Annotated in this window: 22 protein-coding genes and 1 tRNA gene; 9 read left to right on the top strand and 14 right to left on the bottom strand. The window is 55.3% G+C overall.

Features of this window, described 5'->3' with window-relative positions; all coding sequences use genetic code 11:
- The first annotated feature begins 33 nt into the window (after positions 1 to 33).
- Together Pyrde_RS09140 and Pyrde_RS09135 are read left to right on the top strand one after the other, a co-directional pair.
- The gene (locus Pyrde_RS09140) at positions 34 to 1,206 is read left to right on the top strand and encodes an inositol-3-phosphate synthase (protein WP_055410128.1); all 1,173 of its coding nucleotides are present in this window, start codon (positions 34 to 36) and stop codon (positions 1,204 to 1,206) included.
- A gap of 155 nt (positions 1,207 to 1,361) precedes the next feature.
- Complete coding sequence (locus tag Pyrde_RS09135; protein WP_055410126.1) at positions 1,362 to 2,381, top strand: FAD-dependent oxidoreductase; 1,020 nt, start codon at positions 1,362 to 1,364, stop codon at positions 2,379 to 2,381.
- 17 nt (positions 2,382 to 2,398) lie between these two features.
- Here Pyrde_RS09135 and Pyrde_RS09130 read toward each other — a convergent pair whose 3' ends face one another.
- Positions 2,399 to 2,899 (bottom strand): phosphate-starvation-inducible PsiE family protein, encoded by a 501-nt coding sequence (locus tag Pyrde_RS09130; protein WP_055410124.1) that lies wholly within the window; start codon positions 2,897 to 2,899, stop codon positions 2,399 to 2,401.
- Positions 2,900 to 3,029: 130 nt separating this feature from the next.
- Between Pyrde_RS09130 and cutA the strand changes: the two genes are divergently transcribed.
- Both cutA and Pyrde_RS09120 read left to right on the top strand, forming a co-directional pair.
- Positions 3,030 to 3,359, top strand: a complete 330-nt coding sequence (gene cutA / locus Pyrde_RS09125; RefSeq protein WP_055410122.1) for a divalent-cation tolerance protein CutA — start codon at positions 3,030 to 3,032, stop codon at positions 3,357 to 3,359.
- A gap of 47 nt (positions 3,360 to 3,406) precedes the next feature.
- Positions 3,407 to 3,514: transfer RNA gene (locus Pyrde_RS09120), tRNA-Lys, on the top strand.
- Between the two features lie 76 nt (positions 3,515 to 3,590).
- Here Pyrde_RS09120 and Pyrde_RS09115 read toward each other — a convergent pair.
- The gene (locus Pyrde_RS09115; protein WP_055410120.1) at positions 3,591 to 4,565 is read right to left on the bottom strand and encodes a GNAT family N-acetyltransferase; all 975 of its coding nucleotides are present in this window, start codon (positions 4,563 to 4,565) and stop codon (positions 3,591 to 3,593) included.
- 103 nt (positions 4,566 to 4,668) lie between these two features.
- Here Pyrde_RS09115 and Pyrde_RS09110 point away from each other — a divergent pair, with 103 nt between their 5' ends.
- Entirely contained in the window at positions 4,669 to 5,025 is a 357-nt protein-coding gene (locus Pyrde_RS09110; RefSeq protein WP_055410118.1) for a hypothetical protein, read from the top strand.
- A 30-nt stretch (positions 5,026 to 5,055) separates the two neighbouring features.
- Here the strand turns inward: Pyrde_RS09110 and Pyrde_RS09105 are convergent, their stop codons facing one another.
- Positions 5,056 to 5,766, bottom strand: coding sequence for an endonuclease III domain-containing protein (locus Pyrde_RS09105; RefSeq protein ID WP_231656842.1), 711 nt, complete (start codon positions 5,764 to 5,766; stop codon positions 5,056 to 5,058).
- Positions 5,767 to 6,619: 853 nt separating this feature from the next.
- Complete coding sequence (locus Pyrde_RS10755) at positions 6,620 to 6,982, bottom strand: hypothetical protein (protein ID WP_055410114.1); 363 nt, start codon at positions 6,980 to 6,982, stop codon at positions 6,620 to 6,622.
- A 163-nt stretch (positions 6,983 to 7,145) separates the two neighbouring features.
- Between Pyrde_RS10755 and Pyrde_RS09095 the strand changes: the two genes are divergently transcribed.
- A complete protein-coding gene (locus tag Pyrde_RS09095) occupies positions 7,146 to 7,319 on the top strand; it encodes an aCcr1 family cell cycle regulator (RefSeq protein WP_082419682.1) in 174 nt (57 codons plus the stop codon).
- Between the two features lie 112 nt (positions 7,320 to 7,431).
- Here Pyrde_RS09095 and Pyrde_RS10910 read toward each other — a convergent pair whose 3' ends face one another.
- Both Pyrde_RS10910 and Pyrde_RS09085 read right to left on the bottom strand, forming a co-directional pair.
- The gene (locus tag Pyrde_RS10910) at positions 7,432 to 8,034 is read right to left on the bottom strand and encodes a PH domain-containing protein (protein WP_055410110.1); all 603 of its coding nucleotides are present in this window, start codon (positions 8,032 to 8,034) and stop codon (positions 7,432 to 7,434) included.
- 143 nt (positions 8,035 to 8,177) lie between these two features.
- Entirely contained in the window at positions 8,178 to 9,068 is an 891-nt protein-coding gene (locus tag Pyrde_RS09085; RefSeq protein ID WP_055410108.1) for a PD-(D/E)XK nuclease family protein, read from the bottom strand.
- 436 nt (positions 9,069 to 9,504) lie between these two features.
- Here Pyrde_RS09085 and Pyrde_RS09080 point away from each other — a divergent pair, with 436 nt between their 5' ends.
- Complete coding sequence (locus tag Pyrde_RS09080) at positions 9,505 to 10,617, top strand: hypothetical protein (RefSeq protein ID WP_143522116.1); 1,113 nt, start codon at positions 9,505 to 9,507, stop codon at positions 10,615 to 10,617.
- 7 nt (positions 10,618 to 10,624) lie between these two features.
- Here the strand turns inward: Pyrde_RS09080 and Pyrde_RS09075 are convergent, their stop codons facing one another.
- The 5 genes from Pyrde_RS09075 to Pyrde_RS09055 all read right to left on the bottom strand — a co-directional run bounded on the left by Pyrde_RS09075 (position 10,625) and on the right by Pyrde_RS09055 (position 13,553).
- Positions 10,625 to 11,080, bottom strand: a complete 456-nt coding sequence (locus Pyrde_RS09075; protein WP_231656841.1) for a universal stress protein — start codon at positions 11,078 to 11,080, stop codon at positions 10,625 to 10,627.
- A gap of 78 nt (positions 11,081 to 11,158) precedes the next feature.
- The gene (locus Pyrde_RS09070) at positions 11,159 to 11,926 is read right to left on the bottom strand and encodes an SdpI family protein (RefSeq protein WP_143522117.1); all 768 of its coding nucleotides are present in this window, start codon (positions 11,924 to 11,926) and stop codon (positions 11,159 to 11,161) included.
- On the bottom strand, positions 11,892 to 12,251 hold the full coding sequence (locus Pyrde_RS09065; protein ID WP_231656731.1) for a PadR family transcriptional regulator: 360 nt from the start codon (positions 12,249 to 12,251) through the stop codon (positions 11,892 to 11,894). The genes Pyrde_RS09070 and Pyrde_RS09065 overlap by 35 nt, the downstream gene beginning before the upstream one ends.
- 41 nt (positions 12,252 to 12,292) lie before the next feature.
- The gene (locus tag Pyrde_RS09060) at positions 12,293 to 13,198 is read right to left on the bottom strand and encodes a CPBP family intramembrane glutamic endopeptidase (protein ID WP_055410099.1); all 906 of its coding nucleotides are present in this window, start codon (positions 13,196 to 13,198) and stop codon (positions 12,293 to 12,295) included.
- A gap of 1 nt (position 13,199) precedes the next feature.
- Positions 13,200 to 13,553, bottom strand: a complete 354-nt coding sequence (locus Pyrde_RS09055) for a YbjQ family protein (protein WP_055410097.1) — start codon at positions 13,551 to 13,553, stop codon at positions 13,200 to 13,202.
- A gap of 291 nt (positions 13,554 to 13,844) precedes the next feature.
- On the opposite strand from Pyrde_RS09055, the gene Pyrde_RS09050 reads away from it, so the two are divergent.
- Both Pyrde_RS09050 and Pyrde_RS09045 read left to right on the top strand, forming a co-directional pair.
- Entirely contained in the window at positions 13,845 to 14,807 is a 963-nt protein-coding gene (locus Pyrde_RS09050; protein WP_055410095.1) for a DHH family phosphoesterase, read from the top strand.
- Positions 14,808 to 14,883: 76 nt separating this feature from the next.
- Positions 14,884 to 15,399, top strand: a complete 516-nt coding sequence (locus Pyrde_RS09045) for a type 1 glutamine amidotransferase domain-containing protein (RefSeq protein ID WP_055410092.1) — start codon at positions 14,884 to 14,886, stop codon at positions 15,397 to 15,399.
- On the opposite strand, the gene Pyrde_RS09040 is transcribed toward Pyrde_RS09045, so the two are convergent.
- The 3 genes from Pyrde_RS09040 to Pyrde_RS09030 all read right to left on the bottom strand — a co-directional run bounded on the left by Pyrde_RS09040 (position 15,396) and on the right by Pyrde_RS09030 (position 18,525).
- Complete coding sequence (locus Pyrde_RS09040; protein WP_055410090.1) at positions 15,396 to 16,061, bottom strand: hypothetical protein; 666 nt, start codon at positions 16,059 to 16,061, stop codon at positions 15,396 to 15,398. The two genes, Pyrde_RS09045 and Pyrde_RS09040, sit on opposite strands and share 4 nt — an antisense overlap.
- A gap of 380 nt (positions 16,062 to 16,441) precedes the next feature.
- Positions 16,442 to 17,566: an ABC transporter ATP-binding protein gene (locus tag Pyrde_RS09035; RefSeq protein ID WP_055410088.1), complete on the bottom strand. Its 1,125-nt coding sequence runs from the start codon at positions 17,564 to 17,566 to the stop codon at positions 16,442 to 16,444.
- The gene (locus Pyrde_RS09030; protein ID WP_082419600.1) at positions 17,566 to 18,525 is read right to left on the bottom strand and encodes a carbohydrate ABC transporter permease; all 960 of its coding nucleotides are present in this window, start codon (positions 18,523 to 18,525) and stop codon (positions 17,566 to 17,568) included. The genes Pyrde_RS09035 and Pyrde_RS09030 overlap by 1 nt, the downstream gene beginning before the upstream one ends.
- Positions 18,526 to 18,527: the final 2 nt, after the last annotated feature.

Raw genomic sequence — 18,527 nt, 5'->3', positions numbered from 1 at the left:
GAACCACAGGAGATTCACGGAGGGGTGAGAGTCATGGCGATACGCGTGGTACTGATCGGGCAAGGCCTTGTAGCCACACACTTTGCTGTAGGCGTAGAGAGGATTAAGAAAGGCGAGCTAGAGCCCTATGGCGTTCCCTTCGCAAAGTATCAAATGGTTTACGATATAAAGGATATAGAGATCGTTGGCAGCTACGACGTGGACAATGAGAAGGTTGGCAAGACAGTCTACGAGGTAGCCGTCAAGGCTGTAGGCGACATCCTACCAGTACCGGAGACCCTCAAGAGCATCACAGTGAGGCGCGGTATACACCTAGGCTCGATGGAGGGTCTACCCTTCCAGGTCAAGGGTCTCGAGGACGAGCTCGGCTCGACAAAGGCTGCTATCGAGCGGCTGGTAGAGGAGTGGAAGCAGCTACAGCCGGATGTGATAATAGAGGTCGCTACGACGGAGCCCGCTAAGGCCTTCCACGATGTCAAGGCCCTAGAGGAGGCCATCGAGAAGGATGACCGTAAGAGGCTAAGCGCTAGCCACGCCTACGCCTACGCCGCCTACCTCTATGCCAAGGAGACCGGGAAGCCAGTAGCTTTCATCAACGTGATACCGAGCCCACTAGCCCGCGACGACGCCATAGTAAAGCTCTTCGAGGAGGCCGGTAGCCTAGTGCTAGGTGACGACGGCGCTACCGGCGCTACTCCGCTGACCGCTGACCTGCTAGAGCACCTCGCGGAGAGGAACCGCTACGTAATGAGCATAGCACAGTTCAACATCGGCGGCAATACTGACTTCCTCGCGCTAACGGTGCCAGAGCGCAACAAGATGAAGGAGGAGACGAAGAGCAGCATAGTCAAGGACATCCTAGGCTACGATGCACCACACTTCATCAAGCCCACCGGCTACCTGGAGCCACTAGGCGACAAGAAGTTCGTCTCAATGCACATCTGGTGGAAGACCTTCAACGCGCTAGAGGACGAACTAGTAGTAAACCTGAGGATCAACGACAGCCCGGCGCTCGCAGGCCTACTAGTAGACCTAACGAGGATAGGCAAGGCGCTAGTAGAGAGGGGCGAGAAGGGCACAGCATACCCCGTAAACGCCTTCTTCATGAAGGATCCAGGGCCGCGCGGAGCCCGGAACATGTCGAGGATACGCGCCTACTACCAGCTACTAGACTACCTACGCGAGAAGGGCGTAATCAAGGCCTAAGAGGACCCCAGAGACTTATTTTTGCCCCTCATTTCACACTAACTCTCTTGTCTTCCCACTCTTGGTCCTCTCCTACACCGTCTCGGCCACCTTGCCATGTTTACGCAGAATTCTTTACCGGATAAGACGCCCCAGTTGCCATGGTAGATGCCGCCTTGCGCTTCATTGTTCGCTGCAAGCCAGGCGAGTACGCGGAGCGGCGAGAGCGAGTAGCGATAGTGGGCGCTGGGCCTGCTGGCCTCTATGCTGCCGGCTATCTCCGGTGCCGGGGCTTCAACGTCACCGTGTACGACAGGAACCCCGAGCCAGGTGGCTTCCTGATATTCGGCGTACTCGAGATCCATATCAACAAGGAGCGTGTCCGTAAGGGCATAGAGGAGTTACGGAGCATCGGTGTAGAGTTCCGCCAGAACACGGTAGTGGGGAGAGACATACTGCTCGGCGACCTCATAGAGGACTACGATGCTGTACTGTTAGCCACCGGTACCTGGAAGAGCCGGCGGCTAAACGTGCCAGGCTCCGATCTCAAAGGGGTACTTCCAGCTATGGAATGGATCGTCGACTACCACATGTGGCGCTACGGCTACCGGAGCGAGAAACCGCCGGTCGGCCGCCGCGTAGTAGTCGTGGGCGGTGGCCTCACCGCAGTAGACGCTGTCCACGTCGCCAAGTGGCTAGGCGCGGAGGAGGTGCATCTGGTCTACCGGCGTACCCGCAGCTATGCTCCTGCGGGGGAGCGGGGATTCCGCGAAGCCGAGGAAGCTGGAGCCATTATACACGAGCTAGTGACACCAGTAGAATACATCGGCAGCGGGGGCAAGGTCACAGCAGTAAAGCTGCAGAAGATGCAGCTCGTCGAGCAACCCGGCGCAAAGAGGCCCCGGCCTGTACCCATACCAGGCGAGTACGTCACACTAGAAGCAGATATGGTTCTTGAAGCTATAGGGCTGATACCTACACCACCCTTTAACGGTGGGGACTATGGCATAAGGCTCCGCGAGGACGGTACGATAGACGTCGACGAGTACAAGAGGACTACAAGGGAGCCAGTCTTTGCCGCCGGTGACGTAGTGCATGGCGCCAGCCTAATAGGCCCGGCTATGAAGAGCGGCCTAGAGGCCGCCGAGGCTATAGAAAAGTACCTCAATGGAGAGATTAGGTGGAGAAACAGCTAGCTCTCCTTTTGTCTTCGCTAGTCTCCTTCTGTCTTGCTTTCCTTTCTCTCTTGCTTAACGGGATTATAGAATCCTATTCTGGGCCCAGGTTCCCGTATCTCGACCCTTCTAGCGAATATCCATAGCACTACAGATGTTGCCAGCATACCCGTCAGCACTACAGCCTTGATGGGGTTGAATTGCTGGGCTATAAGGGCCAGGAATCCTATGAGATCCCTTGCTATTGCTATAGTTATTGCCTCAAAGAGTATATCCATTCTGAAGCGGCCCTCGACTATGCTTCCTACAATTGTCCGGGTAAGGTCTATGAACACGAATATTAGTAGAACCTTCTCCACGACTTCAGTATATACAAAGCCGTGCTCCATCAGAGCCTTAAAGAAGTCTATTATAGCCATGGCTGTTGCCACTGAGAGAGCTAGTAGCGCTATTATCTCGAATGTTTCATAGATGGCGGCTGCTACTCGTGCCAGTAATCGATCATGAAGCAGCGGCTCCTTAGGCTCACTAGAGGCCATTGTTTAGTGTCCCCTGTATATATGTAGGCTGGTGTTTAGGGATTTTATCCGGCACGTCGCTTGTATAGGCTAGGAGGCTCAGTTTAGCACAACGTCTCCCTAGCTTGGAATGAGGGGTGTATTTAGCTTGATGGAGTCGGGCCTTGTAGTCGTATACGTGACTGCACCGAGGGGTAAAGGCGCAGAAATTGCGCGCAGGCTGCTAGAGGAGAGGCTAGCAGCTTGTATAAACATTGCAGAGGTCAATAGTATGTACTGGTGGCAAGGCCGTATAGAGGAAGATAAGGAGGACCTACTGGTGATAAAGACTACAGTATCGAGACTAGAGGAGCTAATACGCAGAGTCAAGGAGATACATCCATACACAGTACCAGAGGTGGTAGCACTCCCCGTGATAGCTTGCCTAGGCGACTACTGCCGCTGGGCTCGCGAGGAAACAAACCCCCAGAGAAATGCTTAAATAGCCCCACTAGCAGAGTGGGCTTCCGAACATGGAGGCGCGTGGCTGGGCCCGTAGCTCAGCCTGGTAGAGCGGCGGGCTCTTAACCCGTAGACCAGCGGGCCTTCGGCCTGGCTGGGCGGAAGTCCCGGGTTCGAATCCCGGCGGGCCCGCCACATCCGCCCACCGGGATCCACATCCCCTCCTCCGATCTCCTATCTGCCGTCAATTCCTCGCTATGACCCCTGCTTGTCACATGACGACTACGTTGCGCTGCGGGAGTACATGTACGTCAGCCTCATAGTACGCTTTTCTCTCTGCTACTGTGAAGCCGAGCATCTGGTAAAAACCCTCGAGACCCCGAACCGAGTTCAGATAGACGTAGCGTGTCTCATGGTGTAGTCTTCTAGTCGCCTCGGCAACAAGGCTGCTTCCCAGGCCCCGCCGTTGATGATATGGGTGTACTGCTAGCTCCTCTATGTATCCCGAGATTCCTCCCGCCAAGTTGGGGTGTATGTAGGCGAGAAGGTATCCTGCCAGCTCACCACTCGGGCTCCAGACGAGAAGATATAGTGGGCGGTAATGTTCTTCTACATAGTTTATGTAGTTTGTATAATCTCTCAAGGTTGAGGGTGTATACCAGGAATACCTAGCAAACGCTGCGTTAACTAGCTGGACTATCCTTGCTAATAACCCTCTATCCCCTGCTATGCTGCTACGGCTTTCAATCCGGTAGCCAGGAGGGAGAACCGGCTGTACACCCGAGCCTTTGTAGGCCATGAGTGCTCCTCCTTCTCGGGCTACAGCACCCGGTATGACTCTATACAGTGCGTCCCGGACGAGACCTAGTGGCTCTACGTGGACGCGTACTGGAACACCTCGTGCAGCTCCTCGTGTATCGAAGAGCAGCCGTGCATAGGATAATAGCTCTTCAAGCACTTTGGTGGCAGTCGTCAGTGCTATCAAAGGGTCTATCCGTACCCAGACTACTCCGCATCCCTGTATAGGGTAGATCCAGGCTATTGCTACTGGGACTGAGGTGTCAGTGATCACTGTTACGAGGTTTTCGGGGCTGTAGCCACTATAGCTCAACCATTGCCTCCTAATTCTCTCTCTTGTCCAGGGCTCTCGGTATACAGGGTAACGCAGACTCTCTACACGGTTTAGCAGCCTAGCGATAGCATCCTCTAGGCCTGCTTCTTCTACACCGGCAACTAGCCTGAACATAGCTTGCCTACCAGCTTCCCTTGCTTAATAAATAGCAGGCTGTTACTTATATCTCCAGGAAGCTCTGTTACCCTCTAGCCGTCTTGGCTAGAGGAGATCATGGATGACGGAGCAGAATCCTAGAGTATACCCCAACGAATGTATACGTAAGATCATAGCGTTTATCCCCGATGGGCATCTTCATGCTAGGTTTATGCTTGATCTAGGTGACCAAGTTATAGTGCTGCACGAGGCAGCTGTGGCGGCTCTAGTCAGGGCCTACGCGATGGTGACTACCCATCCTACTCGGCGGGCAGTAGAGCTAGAGAGCCACCAGCTCCCCAAGAAGAGGCGAAAGCTCGGCTACGCGGAGTGGCAGCTACTCGAAACAGGGAGGGACGAGGAAGATGTACTAGAGGAAGCTATGAAGCTATGGAAGCGAGGCCAGCTAGTAGAGTGTAGGAGGGATGAGAGAGGATAATGCCAGAATCCGGGGCATGGTAGCCTCTGTTTACCTCTCGGCTTCAGGGCCCTGCTGGGCGGGGTAGGGGCAGATACCGTGCAAGGGGCATTCGCTACACCTGGGGTTCCGGGCTCTACAGTACTGGCGTCCAAGGGCTATGATGAGGCGGTGAGCTTCCTCGCTCCGCTCGGGGCCGAAGAACTCTAGGAGCGCTCTCGACGCCTCGTCGTAGCCCGCCTGGGAGCCTACTAGCCTCCAGCGCTTGGCCACACGGAGCGCGTGGGTATCGACCGCGAAGACTGGGGCTCGGCGCTTAAAGGAGAGGAACACGTCTGCAGTCTTCTTTCCGACTCCAGGTATCGAGAGGAGGAACGATCGTAGCTCCTCGGGCGGCTTCTCGAGTAGTACCTTCTCGCCTCCGGCCTCGATTATCCTCTTGGCCGCCTCGCGTAGTGTCCTCGCCTTTTGCCGGGCTAGGCCTGCCGGCCTTATAGCCTCTATTAGCTTCTCCTCATGAACTGCCAGTACCGCCTCCGGGGTAACGCGGCCGCCTAGGAGCCGGCGGAGCTCGTGGTAGGCGCGTATCGAGTTCCGGTCGCTCGTGTTCTGGCTAAGGATTATCGCGGCTAGCACAGCGTAGGGGTTGCCGTCGAGACGATCCGCTACCAGCACAACGTAGTCGCGCCAGTCTACCGTGAGGCTCTGGGAAAGGATCCGGTATACTGTCTCGCCGTTAGCCCGTCCGGCTATGCTGTCCACGCCTACCAAGCTCAGCCTCCTCCAGGGGTAGCCTCTACGCTGTGTTGCCAGCTATGAGCCTCCGGTATAGCTGAGGTAACGCCGAGCCATTCTTATCCAGTAAATAGGACTGTGTAGCTGTAGAACACGCTCATCTAGGAACGTGATCGTAGTTCTCTATGAGCCGTTCAAGGAGCCAGCTAACGATGTGAAATCTTCCGGCAGCGTTATAAGCCATGTAGAGTCGGCCAGCTGCCCCTGGATATACAGCTCAAACTTCTGAGAGATAACATAGACTGCTACAGTGTCTACATCTCGAGGGCCGTGTTAGAACTCTAGCCTATCCGGCTTCTCACCCACTATACGGTGGTAGACTGTATGGAGGCGTGACTGGGAATAACGCGACAACGCTATACGCAATGTGTTCAGTACACCAGGCATCAAGGTGACCGCTCTTGGGCTTCTAGAAGGCTTCCAGCCCTTCCCCCGAGGAGCCAGCGTATCCCCAGATTCGGTATCACACGCACTCCAGGCACACTACACTCACATTACTTTATAATATTGTAAAGTAATGCTGCCTCGTCTCCTCCAGGCTCGTGTACAGAGCGTCCATAACATTTTACTTAAAGGTAAATTGAACTTCGGAGCAGCGTGGACACCGGCTCTACGCAACCTACACGAGAGGATCCTTGAAGAACTAACCAGGTCAAGGCAAGAAGTGTAGCTGTGACTAGGACAAGGAACCTTCAGCTAGGAGGAGAGGGGGTAGGGGCGGGGTTGGGGGCGGTCCCAGGCAGGGACTGGGGGTAAGAGCGTACGTTACACGGTGGGGGTTGGGGGCGGTGTGGGTGAGCGTGACACGGGTTATCCGGGGCTAGGGGACTATCTCCGCCTCTACGGGTATGAGACGCTCCTCAACCATGTCTTCGAGCTTGGATACACGGCGCTTGAGGCCGTGGATGCTGCTGTTTAGTCTGTACAGCTCGCCCTCGACATAGGCCCTGTACTCCTGGAACTCGCGGCGCAGCTCCTCCAGCTCGTGTAGCACCTGTAGCAGCGCCTGTGTTACCTCCTCCTGCTGACGACGCTTCCTCTCAGCCCGCTCCTTACGGTACTTATCTAGGCCCTCCTTGATCATCATTTTAATCAAGTCTGTTATCTGTATCCCCATCTCGCTGGCATATTCCTTGAGCTCGCTGTAAACCGCCTCTGGCAGTGACAGGTGTACTGTAGGCACTGTCTCGGCCCCGTGTACACTCAGTCAAAGAGTCCTCTATTTAAGCGGAACGCGCCCTGTCTGGCTCTTGTAAGAGTTCTCCAGTAATACTCGCCACGGTAATCTTCTACTGTAGGCTGGCTACTAGAGAGAAGCCTGGTGGGGGTTGGGGGCGGTCCCAGGTATGCGAGTCGTAACCTTCAAGGTGGATGAAGACCTGCTCGAAAAGCTAGACAGCTTTGCACGCCTAAAGGGCGTGACAAGGAGCGAGATAATAAGGAAGGCCATAGAGCTGTACCTAAGGCTGGAAGACTACAAGGTACAGCCCCAGCCGAAGATAGTGAGGCTGCTAAGCTAAGGCCAGGTAGTAGAGGAGCAGGACACACTCATACCCAGTTTTTAGGCCAAAGCCCGAGGGGAACCAAAGCATAGAAGTAGATCTCCACCTTCTCGGGCCCCTTTGCGGGGCACTACTTCTTCCCGCCGAGGATTTCCTCCAGTATCTTCTTGCGCAGAGCCTCGTACTCCTCCTGGGTTATAGCGCCCTCGTCGAGCAGTTTCTTCAGCTTCTCAAGCTTATCGAGTGGGTCCTCTCTGGCCGCTTGCTGGGCTACGGGCTGGGCTGGCGATTGGCGTGCTACAATGCTCCGCGTTATCTGCTCCTTGGGCTTATTGAGGATCCATTCCTCAGAGGCTAGGTGTTTCCGCCTCACAATAGTCGGTGGCTCGACGCTTATCCGCTGCAGCGCCTCCTTTATCGCGAGCATAGCCTCCCTAGCCGCCTCCTTGTCCATCCAGGGGAGTTCTATCGTCTCCCCCTCCTCGGTCTCGATCTTGAACTCGGAGCGCCATACACCGCTACGGAGGTATACCTGCTTCAGCTTCTCGTATGGTATAGCTGTCATCTCGTAGCGGCCGAGGATCTTCTCATCGAATATGATTATCCTACGGTCCGTCACGACAAGCCACTTAGGCTTTTCCAGTGCAGGCCGCTTCCGAACCGCCTTTACGACCTCTTCGCCGGGGTCGAGGTTTTCGAGAAGCTTCTTGGGCAGCTTAACTCCTTCAGTCAACGCAGAGCCCAATATAATAGGGTAGAAAGCCCCTCTAGCTTAAAACATGGCTGCACACTACAAAGCCTATCTCAGCTACTAGCACGCATGGCAGGATATTGAACTCTTTATACACTGGCCGCTTCGCCGTTAGACTATGAAGACTAGATATTGTTCCGGACTGGGTGGCGGTCACCGTACTCACAGCTCCGGCAGGGAGGTCTTGGCGGCTTGCTTGGGGGCTGTGGTGCCGCTAATTGATCACCTATCTCGGGAAGCACATCGTCCTCAAACCAAGCTGCCAGCTCCTCTGGGTCGAAACGCTCCCGCAACACAGTAGCTCCGGAGGCGTCGCGAACGAGGAGTACTGCTTCCTCGACGGGCCAGCGCTCAGAGAGAATCCAAGTATAGGCCGCTAGCTGGGTCCGGGCTGCCCGGTACCCGCGCTGACGGCGACGCATCAGCCAAGGCCGGGATGTAGTCTTCACCTCCACCACTCTTAGGCCGGCAGGGCTCCACTCTAGCTGGTCTGGTACACCTATCACCGTGTAGCCCCGACCACGGGGCTGGCGAGCTATGAGCGGCCACTCCTCCCGCCGGTAGTACTCAACCGGGTCCTCTGCCTCCATATAGCGGCGGAACTGTTCACCATAAGCGGCGGGATCTATGAGCCCGAGAACCGGGACTACTCCCTCCCGGTGGAGCCTCTCTAGCTCCCCGGCCCCTCCCTGGGCTAGCCTCCGGGCCAGCTCTGCACCCTGGAGCGCGTCACCTATCGCTTCCCGGGGATCCTCGCCGTGGAGGAGCCGGCCCCTTATCACCCGGATGAAGCTGTTCTTAGAGAACTCCGCAGCCCAGAGGAGAGCAAGCCCCCTCCAGGCATCGTGGGTGAGCACCTCGGGGGTGAGCCACCCGGCGTTGAAGAGGCTCGTACTGTGCCACGCCTTGATGCTGCACCAGTGCCATGAGCCGAGGCTACTAGCAGCTACCACTGGCGGCCCGGCCTCCCGGGCAAGCCTACCCACCAGCACTAGAGCCTCGTCTGTGCATATCATTGCCTAGAGCCCCACACGCTCGCGGAGATGCTTGTGAAGCCTACCCGTCGGCATCTAAGCCAGGATGCTCCTAAGCTAATCTAGGAGGAACCCTCTGAGGGCTCAGGGCCGACCGCTTCACGCCACCGGCCCCTAGAGGGGCCTCGGCACTAAGCCATTTCTTCACTGCCACGTTTGCCCCGTAACCGCCCACTCTCCTGGCTTAACTCCAGCCAGGGGTTTGTAAAAACATGCTTTTCACTTCATCAGCCCCCAAAACCAAACAATCACCACAGTATATTTATATTCAATTTAAACAATTAATTTGCTTATATGATGTTTTACGTAAGTTAGCATCTCGCTTTTCGTAATATTAGTTATGCCTCTTGTTCTCTCTCCGAAACAGTATTACGAGAAGACTCTGCTCTAGTCTACTTATAGGAGAGGTGTCTCTCCATTGTCCACCAGTTTAATCATAAGAATGTTGTTGGCAGTATTGCTAGTCACAGCAATATATATTGCTGTAACGAGTAGCAGCAACTATTATGCCTTAGAGATTCCTGTCACTCGGCATACCAATACCACTGTCCCACCGGCTGTGGAACCTAGCACTGCTGTATTCAAGCTCCTCAATGGCGACATACTAGTAGCTGATAGCGAGGATATGAAGTCACTAAGAGAGAACCCGATATTTCGCAACATTGTGCCACTAGATGTTGTAATTCTTGACTACTACGTCTATGCTATGTCTCTGGCCTACCCGGAGGAGAAGAACGGACTACTAGTCTATGCTACGACAATAGAGAACTTTGATGAACGAAGACTCTATGCAGAGACTCTCAAGGAACTTGTCAAAGCCAGATCGATGCCTAGATGTATTGAGGCACGTAAATGGATAGAGAAGCTAGAGATAGGAAAAAATGTTGATGAGAGAAGTCTACCGTTAAATGTCGAAAAGATTTGCTTGGAAGCAATTGCTGTAATAGACACTGGGCCTAAGTATCTACCTATGGCGCGTGTCACTATTAGATACTATGTCTATAGCGTGCATGCCAATAGCGAAGACATCTACTACTACATTATCACAGTAGCACGTATCGAGCCCGGTGCAGCCTATGGGTACCACTGGGAGATCGACAGGATTAGGTTATCCCTGCAGCTCCCAGAACAGTATATTGATACAGCAAAATTGATGCACATAGCGCCCTGGAAATACATAGAAGTAGGGGTAAGAGGAGCTACTATAGTCTACGAATCCCCAGTAGGTCTCAACTTCTCAGCTACATTAAAGGCAGCCAAAGCTAGGTCCTTCATAAATAATCATTCTGCGAGCATTACGGTAGACCTAGATAGAGAGCTGTATAGCCTCATCTGGGGTGTTGGCAGAAAGCCCATAGAGTTCTACATGGCTGTACTCGAAGTCATAGAAAGCGATGCATGCTACGTTGATGTGCCGGAGGAAACAAGTATCCATGTAGCGCTCGTGGAAAATAAACCCTTAATGCCGGATAGCCATGCTGTAATAACTGTACCTGTAATACTGTCTCTTCACCCACCCTGTCAGAGCTGACAAGACTTTAGTTCTTCTTGGCCGAGCTAGACTCGACTACTAGCACGTCCACGCAGTGGCTAATCGAGACTATCTTGCTGGACACGCTGCCTAGTATCAGTCTCTCTAGGCCGCCGCGGCCCCGACGCCCCACTACTATCAAGTCGCAGCCGCTAGCCTCGGCGAAGTTTACTAGCTCCTCAGCAGGGTCGCCGACGAGGAGGGCTGACTCAACGTTCTCTAGACCGGCTGCCTCACGTATCTCTTTGACGAGTTTCCCGAGGCGCTCTCTGGCTGGTTTCTCGATCTCGCTAAGCTCTGTGACTTCGGGGATGAGTAGTTCGCCGAGGAACACAGTAGGCGGCGGCACTACAGTGGCTATGACTAGTTTGGCGCCTAGGCGCCTGGCTAGGCCTACAGCCTTCTCGATCGCGAGACGACTGGCCTCGCTTCCGTCGTAGCCTACAAGGATGCAGGAGTACACCAAGGAGCCGGTACACCATATGTATCTAGGCCCCGGAGGGGCTAAAGCATATTCCCCTAAGAATAGGCGGGCCCAAGATTAATTGCGTCTACACAAATATACCATTACTGTGAAGCTTGTTGCACAGGCTGCTAGAGTTATCCCGGCTATTTTTAAGATCTCAGCAATTCTAGTAAAGCAGCTTATGGTTGACAATGCCACATAAGCAGAAACAAGTAGCAACGATATTATTATCGCAGAAGCTACCCTCCGATTTTCAGAGAGGGTGAGCCATGGTACATGAAATGCTTCAGGCCTTCGGATACCTAGGTACGATGAATATAGGGTTAGTGTGTGGATACCCAGAAATGCGGCTTGATTTACGAGCTGCTGCAGTGCATATATACGATCTAGTCTTAGAACTACGATCATATATACGATAGCTATTATTATTGCTACCGGTAATGTTATCCTCGCGAGACCCAGGGGTTTTAGGGGCTCGCCGCTTCCTTCACCTGGAGTTAGGGGCTCGGCTATAAGCTGTTTCTCAGCGAGTCTTTCCGCATATTCTACCAGAGCTACTAACAACATTGGCAGACTAATATTGAGCACTAGTATGCCCCATGGGGGGTCAATCATAGAGGCCCCCGTGGCTAGAAGCCCTAGTGCTGCCATAGCTAGTCCTGCTACTCGATTGGCCTGAGTCCATGTTCTCCGCGAGACGAACGTGTAGCCTATGCGAAAGCCTAGTAATGGATTTGGAGGTAGTTTCTCAGCAGCAAGAGCCACAAGTAGCCCTACAAGAGTCAGCATGGTAGAAACAACTAGTGGTTCATCCATTTTCATTATCTCGGCCCCCAACGTCACATATTATGTTCCCCAATAATTGTCTAAGCTGCATGACTAGCTTGTAGAGCACTTCTTCGACACCAGGCCTAGTACGGTAGTACTTCCTCATAGTGCCTGCAGGGCCTCGTGCCCAATAACTCTCGAGAAGTCCAAGCTTCTCAAGCCTCTTTAGCACATCATATATCGTGCTCTCGCTGGGCGCTATCCCCGGCGCTGCTTCTTCCAGGTACCGGCGGATAGCATAACCATACAGGGAGCCACGACGGACTAGGAGGTCGAGCACTACAATGCTGTAGAGCCCCACCCTCAAGTCGCGAAGCAGCTTATCAACAGCCTTCTCCACGCTCAGCACCAGCCCACGCCCGCATCCCGCGGAATCCCTTCTCAATATACTTCTGGAGGCTCATCCACAGGATTCTCGTCTAGGGCTAGCTTGTAACCGCGTTGCCTCGCGTATAGGGTGACTGCCGCGGCCACTGCTAGGAAGCCTAGTGACGCCGCTAGCCCCGCTGGCGGCGCGATCAATGGACTCCCCTCAACCGCGGCGTAGGCGAAGCCCGCTACAGCGTTCACCACACCGTGCGCCACAGCCGGGGCTATCACCGTGCCGGAGAGTGCCCGGAGCATAGCGAGCACGAGGCTGCCGGATACCGTAAATGCTAGGAATGCTAGGAGAGGAGTCAGCCCGGTTATGCCACTATAGTTGTACCCTATGAGGACTACCAGTGGGGCGTGCCAGAGCCCCCAGACAAGGCCAGCCAGCACCGAGGCCCAGGTGAACCCTAGCCAAGGGCTGAGCCGGGCCAGGAGGTATCCCCGCCACCCAGCCTCCTCGCCCAGCGCGAGCAGAGCATTCACCGTGGTGCCAACCACAATAGCCTGGAGGAGTAATAGCACTAGTAGGAGGGGAGCTGGTAGAGGAAGCTCTGCACCAACACCGAGGAGCAGCTCCATAGTCTCCCCGAGGCTTCTAAGCCGGAGCCCTAGAAGCAAGCTAGCCAACACCGCCACTCCATAGGCGGCGAGGGGTACAAGCACGGACGCCGCTACTACGCCAGCGCGGCCTCTCCGTAGGCCTATACTGCGGAGACCCTCCCGGACCCTATAGCCCTCGTAGAGTAGAGCCACCACGGCGCCAGCGAGGGGTGTATACATACGGGAAGCCGCTGCAAGAGCAAACACAACCCTATCCCCTGCATGGGGTAGAATGACGAGGAAGTCGATAGCGTAGGCGAAGCCGAACGAGACTGCTATAAACACAAGGATTCCCGCCAGGTTTCTCGCTGGCACCCTAAGGCACCTCCTTGCTAGGCTTTATCACGACTGCAGTACCATAGACCATGACCTCAGCCGCATACTGCGAGATAGCCGAAGTCGATATCCTCAAGCCTAGGACGGCGTTCGCACCCACTTCTCGGGCTTTCTCGGCAAGCCTCCGGAGAGCTAGGTCCCGAGCCTCAGCCAGCATCTCTGTGTACTCTTTCACCTCACCCCCCATCATGTTCCTGAAGAACGCCACGATATCCTTGCCTATATGTTTCGCGAGGACAGCACTAGCACTAACAACGCCTATCACACGTACAATTCTGTAGCCTGGGAGTTGCTCGAGCGTAGAGAGTAGTATCCTCTGTTCTTGGTCAGACATGGCACCACCATGTATACTCCGGGCTCCGAGGTACTTATAAGCAGAACTGCTTGACTCAACGAGGACTTATACATCGCGATTACATTAGACAGCTACTACCCAGTTCTCGCCTAGCATGGACAATAAGCTGGCTTCACAGCATTCTCGGTTATCGGGAATGGCCAACATTAGCACCGTAGCCACAGATAAAGTCTAAATGCTTCCGCGCTACATGTGTAACGCATCTAAACCTTAGAGGCTAAAGCACATTCCCCGGGCCCAGAGCAGGCCCGAGAGCGGGTGCACCCTGTATTGGCCTACGAGAAGGCTATCGAGCTGCTTGAGGCTGCTCGGAGGCTACATACTGTAAGCCATGTGGATCTCGACGGGCTTGTCTCCGCCGCGTTGCTGCTGCGGTGGGCCCGGCGCCGCGGCATTGAGGCGAAACACGACGTTGCAGGCGCTCGTGGGCTCTACCGGATGCTCCGCCGCGCACTGCAGGAGGCTGCTGGCCGGCCCGGGACAGTGGTTGTTGTCGCAGACCTCTCGCCGAGGAGTAGGGCCGATGCCGAGGCTGTGGCGGGGCTGCTGCGGTGGGGCCAGCGGCTGGTATGGATAGATCACCACGAGTGGCCGGAGGGAGCCCGTGAAGCACTGGAGAAGGCCGGTGCAATCGTGGTTCACGATCGGTCAAGGGTCACGGCGGAGATAGCATGCGCTGTGGCTCGCTGTACCGGCGAGGACAGGACGCTAGTAGAGATAGCCCGGGCAGACGACAGCTGTAGCGAGGACCATCTAGGGCTTGCGGACAAGTGGCGGCTAGTGCTACGCCACCTCGACTGGGAGGGGCTACGCCGGGCTGCTGGGGCGCTCGCTGAGGGCAGCCTGTGGCCGGACTGGGCTAGGGAGATCTATGAGCGGGAGGCACCCAGCTACTACCAGGAGATCAGAGAAAAGACAAGCGTTAACGGCTACGAGTTCAACGGCATACGGGTAGTAGTAGTTACTCCCCCGCCCCGGGCTAGTGGCTGCGACGTACAGCGGCTCGGCCTAGTACCCGGCCCCAGCGAGGCTGACGTAGCTGTGATACTCTACCCGCGTGGCATCAGCATAAGGACGTGGGGCCAGCTACGGGCCGACTGTATAGCATCCAGGCTCGGCGGGGGCGGGCACAGCCACGTAGCTGGTGCTCCTCGGCCGAGCACTACGATGGGCCCTGCACAAATAGCCCGAATGGTGGCAAATGCTGCGGAAGGGTGCCGGGCAGGACAGTAGTGTGTCCTTGGCTGGTTTCTGCCAGGCTGCATAGAAATAGTCCCCTACACTCTTCTTCGTACTTGGGTAGGCGGCTTTGAAGAAGCGGATACTCTTCCTAGTCGGCCCAGAGTTCGAAGACATAGAGCTCTACTACCCCCTATACCGGCTCCAGGAGGAGGGCTACGAGACCATCGTGGCTGGTCCCAGCCGCGACGTCATACCGGGGAAAAAGGGGTACAGTGTCCGGCCAGACCTCGCCTTTGAGGAGGTAGACCCTAGTGGGTACATCGGTCTCGTGCTGCCGGGTGGCCGAGGGCCCGAGAGGATACGCAACAACGAGCACGTGAAGAGGATTGTGCGCCACTTCTTCGATGAAGAGAAACCGGTAGCAGCCATCTGCCACGGGCCCCAGGTGCTGATAAGCGCGGGAGTTCTCCGGGGCCGCCGGGCCACCAGCTACCCGGGGATAAAGGATGACGTAGTCAACGCTGGGGCTGAATGGCTAGACCAGCCAGTGGTCGTAGACGGTAACCTAGTCACAGCTAGGATACCGCCGGATATGCCCCAGTGGATGCGGGAGTATATCAAGCTGCTACGCGCCCGGGGCTAGAGGCAGCGGCTGCGCCTGGCCGCCTCGAGGCCAGCTAGTAGTAGTGCTGCCCCGGTCCCCGCTGCCGTTAGGGCCACCACCTCTAGCCGGCTTGGCGGGAGAGACTCCACCTTGCCCATCATCCTCTCTGCCTGGGCTAGGGCTTTCTCCGCCTCGGCTATCCTCGAGGCCAACTTCTCTGGGGGCAACACCTGAACCATCTTCTCCACCGCGTCCAGGTATGATACGAGCCTTGCTGGGTCGAGCTTCTCGGAGGCCTCTAGGATCATTGCCGCTTTGAGGGAGAGCTCCTGAGCCTGTCTTAGGGCTTCTACTAGCTTCTCTAGCGGCTCTGACAAGCCGAGGATGGTTACTAAGCCGGGGCGGCGTACCAGCTTTTCGAGCTCTATGAGTGTCTCGTTGAAGCCCCTGCTATGAGTTAAGTTATAGAGCTTCGCTACTAGGCTACCGGTATTGTTTATCTCGTTGTAGAGCTTGGCATACGTCTCCAGGGCGTCTCGGAGCTCTGGCAACTCGACAGCTAGCCTAGTGTAAGCATCAACTAGACTGCTCTCATTGACTAGCTGTAGTAGTTCCCGATATTTCTGGAGCATTTCATCATAGGTTGTGATGTTCTCGTAGAATGGCTTGTACCATTCGTTTACTACGTAGTAGGTTGTCACGGCTAGAGCAAACAGGACTAGGCCTAGCCCAGCTATAAGCCCGGTGAGAAAGCATCTGTGAGGTGTTGCCAGTACTGCGCCACCCCTGGATTAGGTGGATTCTCGAACCGATATATCGGAAACTGATACCTTATGGAGTGTTATCCAGCGTTTCAGTGTGCAAGAGTGAATCTTCCAACACAACACCGTCTATAGCCGGATTCACTCCTGTATACTATCTATATACTATATATAGTTATAGTCTCTATCCGGCTGTAGACTGCTACTTGAAGTATCGGAATCCGAGTAATTATAAGTAGAGTGTCCACTGTGGAGCCTATAGCTGCCACTACCTCTCTACCGCGCTTAGGTAATCGTTGGTAATAGGTCGAGAGAAGTAGTTAGTCGGGGCCTAGGCCTCGGGGTTCGGCTAACTGCTCTAGGTTCAGCTCCGTCTCAGGGTCGAAGAGCATGACCCGGGATACTGGCACTGTTATGTAGAGCTTCTCCCCTGCCTGTGGCCTCACGTCGGGGGGCGTGACAACTTTCACCGGCACGCCAGCCACTATCATGGTCACGATGTTCTCCTTGCCTAGAGGCTCTACCACGTATACCTCTCCTACTATGCTCAGAGCATTAGGGGATGGCTCTAGGCTTAGCTGAGCATGTTCTGGCCGGAATACGACTATCACTTCTTCTAGTCCTGCCTCGGCTAGCACTTTAGCGTATTCTTCGCGGGGCTGGAACCGGGCTCCCGCCACCTCGACCTCTACTGCTGTGCTGTGATGTACGTGGCCGTGCAGCATATTCGCGGGAGGCGAGCCTATGAAGCCGGCTACGAAGAGGTTTCTTGGTCGGTTGTAGACGTCGTCGGGGCTGCCTACCTGCTGGACCCGGCCATGGTCTATCACTACTATCACGTCGGCCATGCTCATAGCCTCGGCCTGGTCGTGAGTCACATGTATAGCTGTTATGCCTAGCTTCTTCTGCAGCTTCTTTAGCTCGGCTCTTATCGTCAGCCGAAGTAGCGCGTCAAGATTGCTGAGAGGCTCGTCCAGCAAGAGTACATCTGGCTCCTTGACCAGTGCCCGTGCCAGTGCCACGCGTTGTTGTTGCCCTCCGCTAAGCTGGCTAGGGTAGCGGTCAAGTAGTTCCTCTATACGGAGGAGCTTAGCCACCTCCTGGACTTTCGCGTCTACCGTGGACTCGGGTATCTTGCGGAGCCGGAGCGGGAACGCGATATTATCGTAAACCTTCATGTGTGGATAGAGAGCATAGTTCTGGAAGACTAGGCCAACGTTACGCTCCTTAGGTGGCAGGTGTGTGACCTCTCGGTCGCCAAAGAATATCCTACCGCTAGTCGGCTTATAGATACCCGCTATGAGGTACAATAGCGTGCTCTTCCCGGAGCCACTAGGCCCGAGGAGGGCCGAGAACCGGCCATCAGGAAACTCAAGCGTCACGTTATTGACTGCCACTACGCGGCCAAACCGCTTAGTCACGTTCTCTAGCCTTACCTCCACCATTAGCCCTTCACCCCACCGCTCATGGCTTGAAGGAGGAGCCTCTGAGTTGCGACAAAGAAGATAATTGTAGGGAGGAGGTAGAGTGTACCCGCCGCAGCAGCTATGGGCAGATATGCTGTCTCTATGTTGCCGACAACCTCCTCTATGAAGGTCGCTAGTGTCTTGATGCCTCCCGTGTAGAGGAAGACGTGTACGTATATCAGGTCCTCCCAGCCGGCGAGGAATGCGAATATCGCGAGTGCCGCTATACCTGGCTTGACCTGTGGTAGGACTATCTGCCACCAGACACGGAGCCGGGAAGCTCCGTCTATCATCGCGCTCCACTCAACCTCCCATGGTATACGGTCGAAGAAGCCCTTCATCAGCCAGATGCTCATAGGTATCTCTAGCGCAGCACGGGCTAGTATCGTGTAGAGGAACCGGTACCCCGTTATAGCCTCTCGAGGCACTAGCCCGAGGCTCCACACATAGATAGCGTAGACAGCTATGATAAGGGCCACGCCCGGAAAGGCATGGAGCAGGATAATGAACTCCATGAGGCGGCGCCGGCCCCAGAACCGCATCCGGGAGAACGCGTAGCCAGCCATAACACTAGTAACTATGACCACGACCGTTACTCCAGCAGCTACAAGCAATGTGTTAGCCACTATCATAGCGAGGTCACGTGTGGTATAGAGGCGGCCTGCAGCAGGCTCGAGGCGGCCCTCGAAGAGTAGTCTCCAGTTTTCAAGGCTGTACCGTGCAGTGAATATGTCGGGGCCAGAGAGCATCTGGTCTGCGAAGCTGGAGAGAACCAGAAGCACATAAAGCATTACAAGCGGCACAGTAGCCAAGCCCACTGCCAAGCCCAGTACTAGGGTTAGCCGTCGGCGAGGCAGAGTCTCCACATCTTGTACCGCGAGATATTCCTCGTCACCGTCACGCTTTCTACGCCGTAGCCCGAGTAGGCTAAGAACCATGG

Origin of the sequence: Pyrodictium delaneyi (assembly GCF_001412615.1) — an archaeon.
Taxonomy (GTDB): domain Archaea; phylum Thermoproteota; class Thermoprotei_A; order Sulfolobales; family Pyrodictiaceae; genus Pyrodictium; species Pyrodictium delaneyi.
Note: the sequence above shows the minus strand (reverse complement) of the source record. Positions and strands in the feature narration are given on the sequence as shown.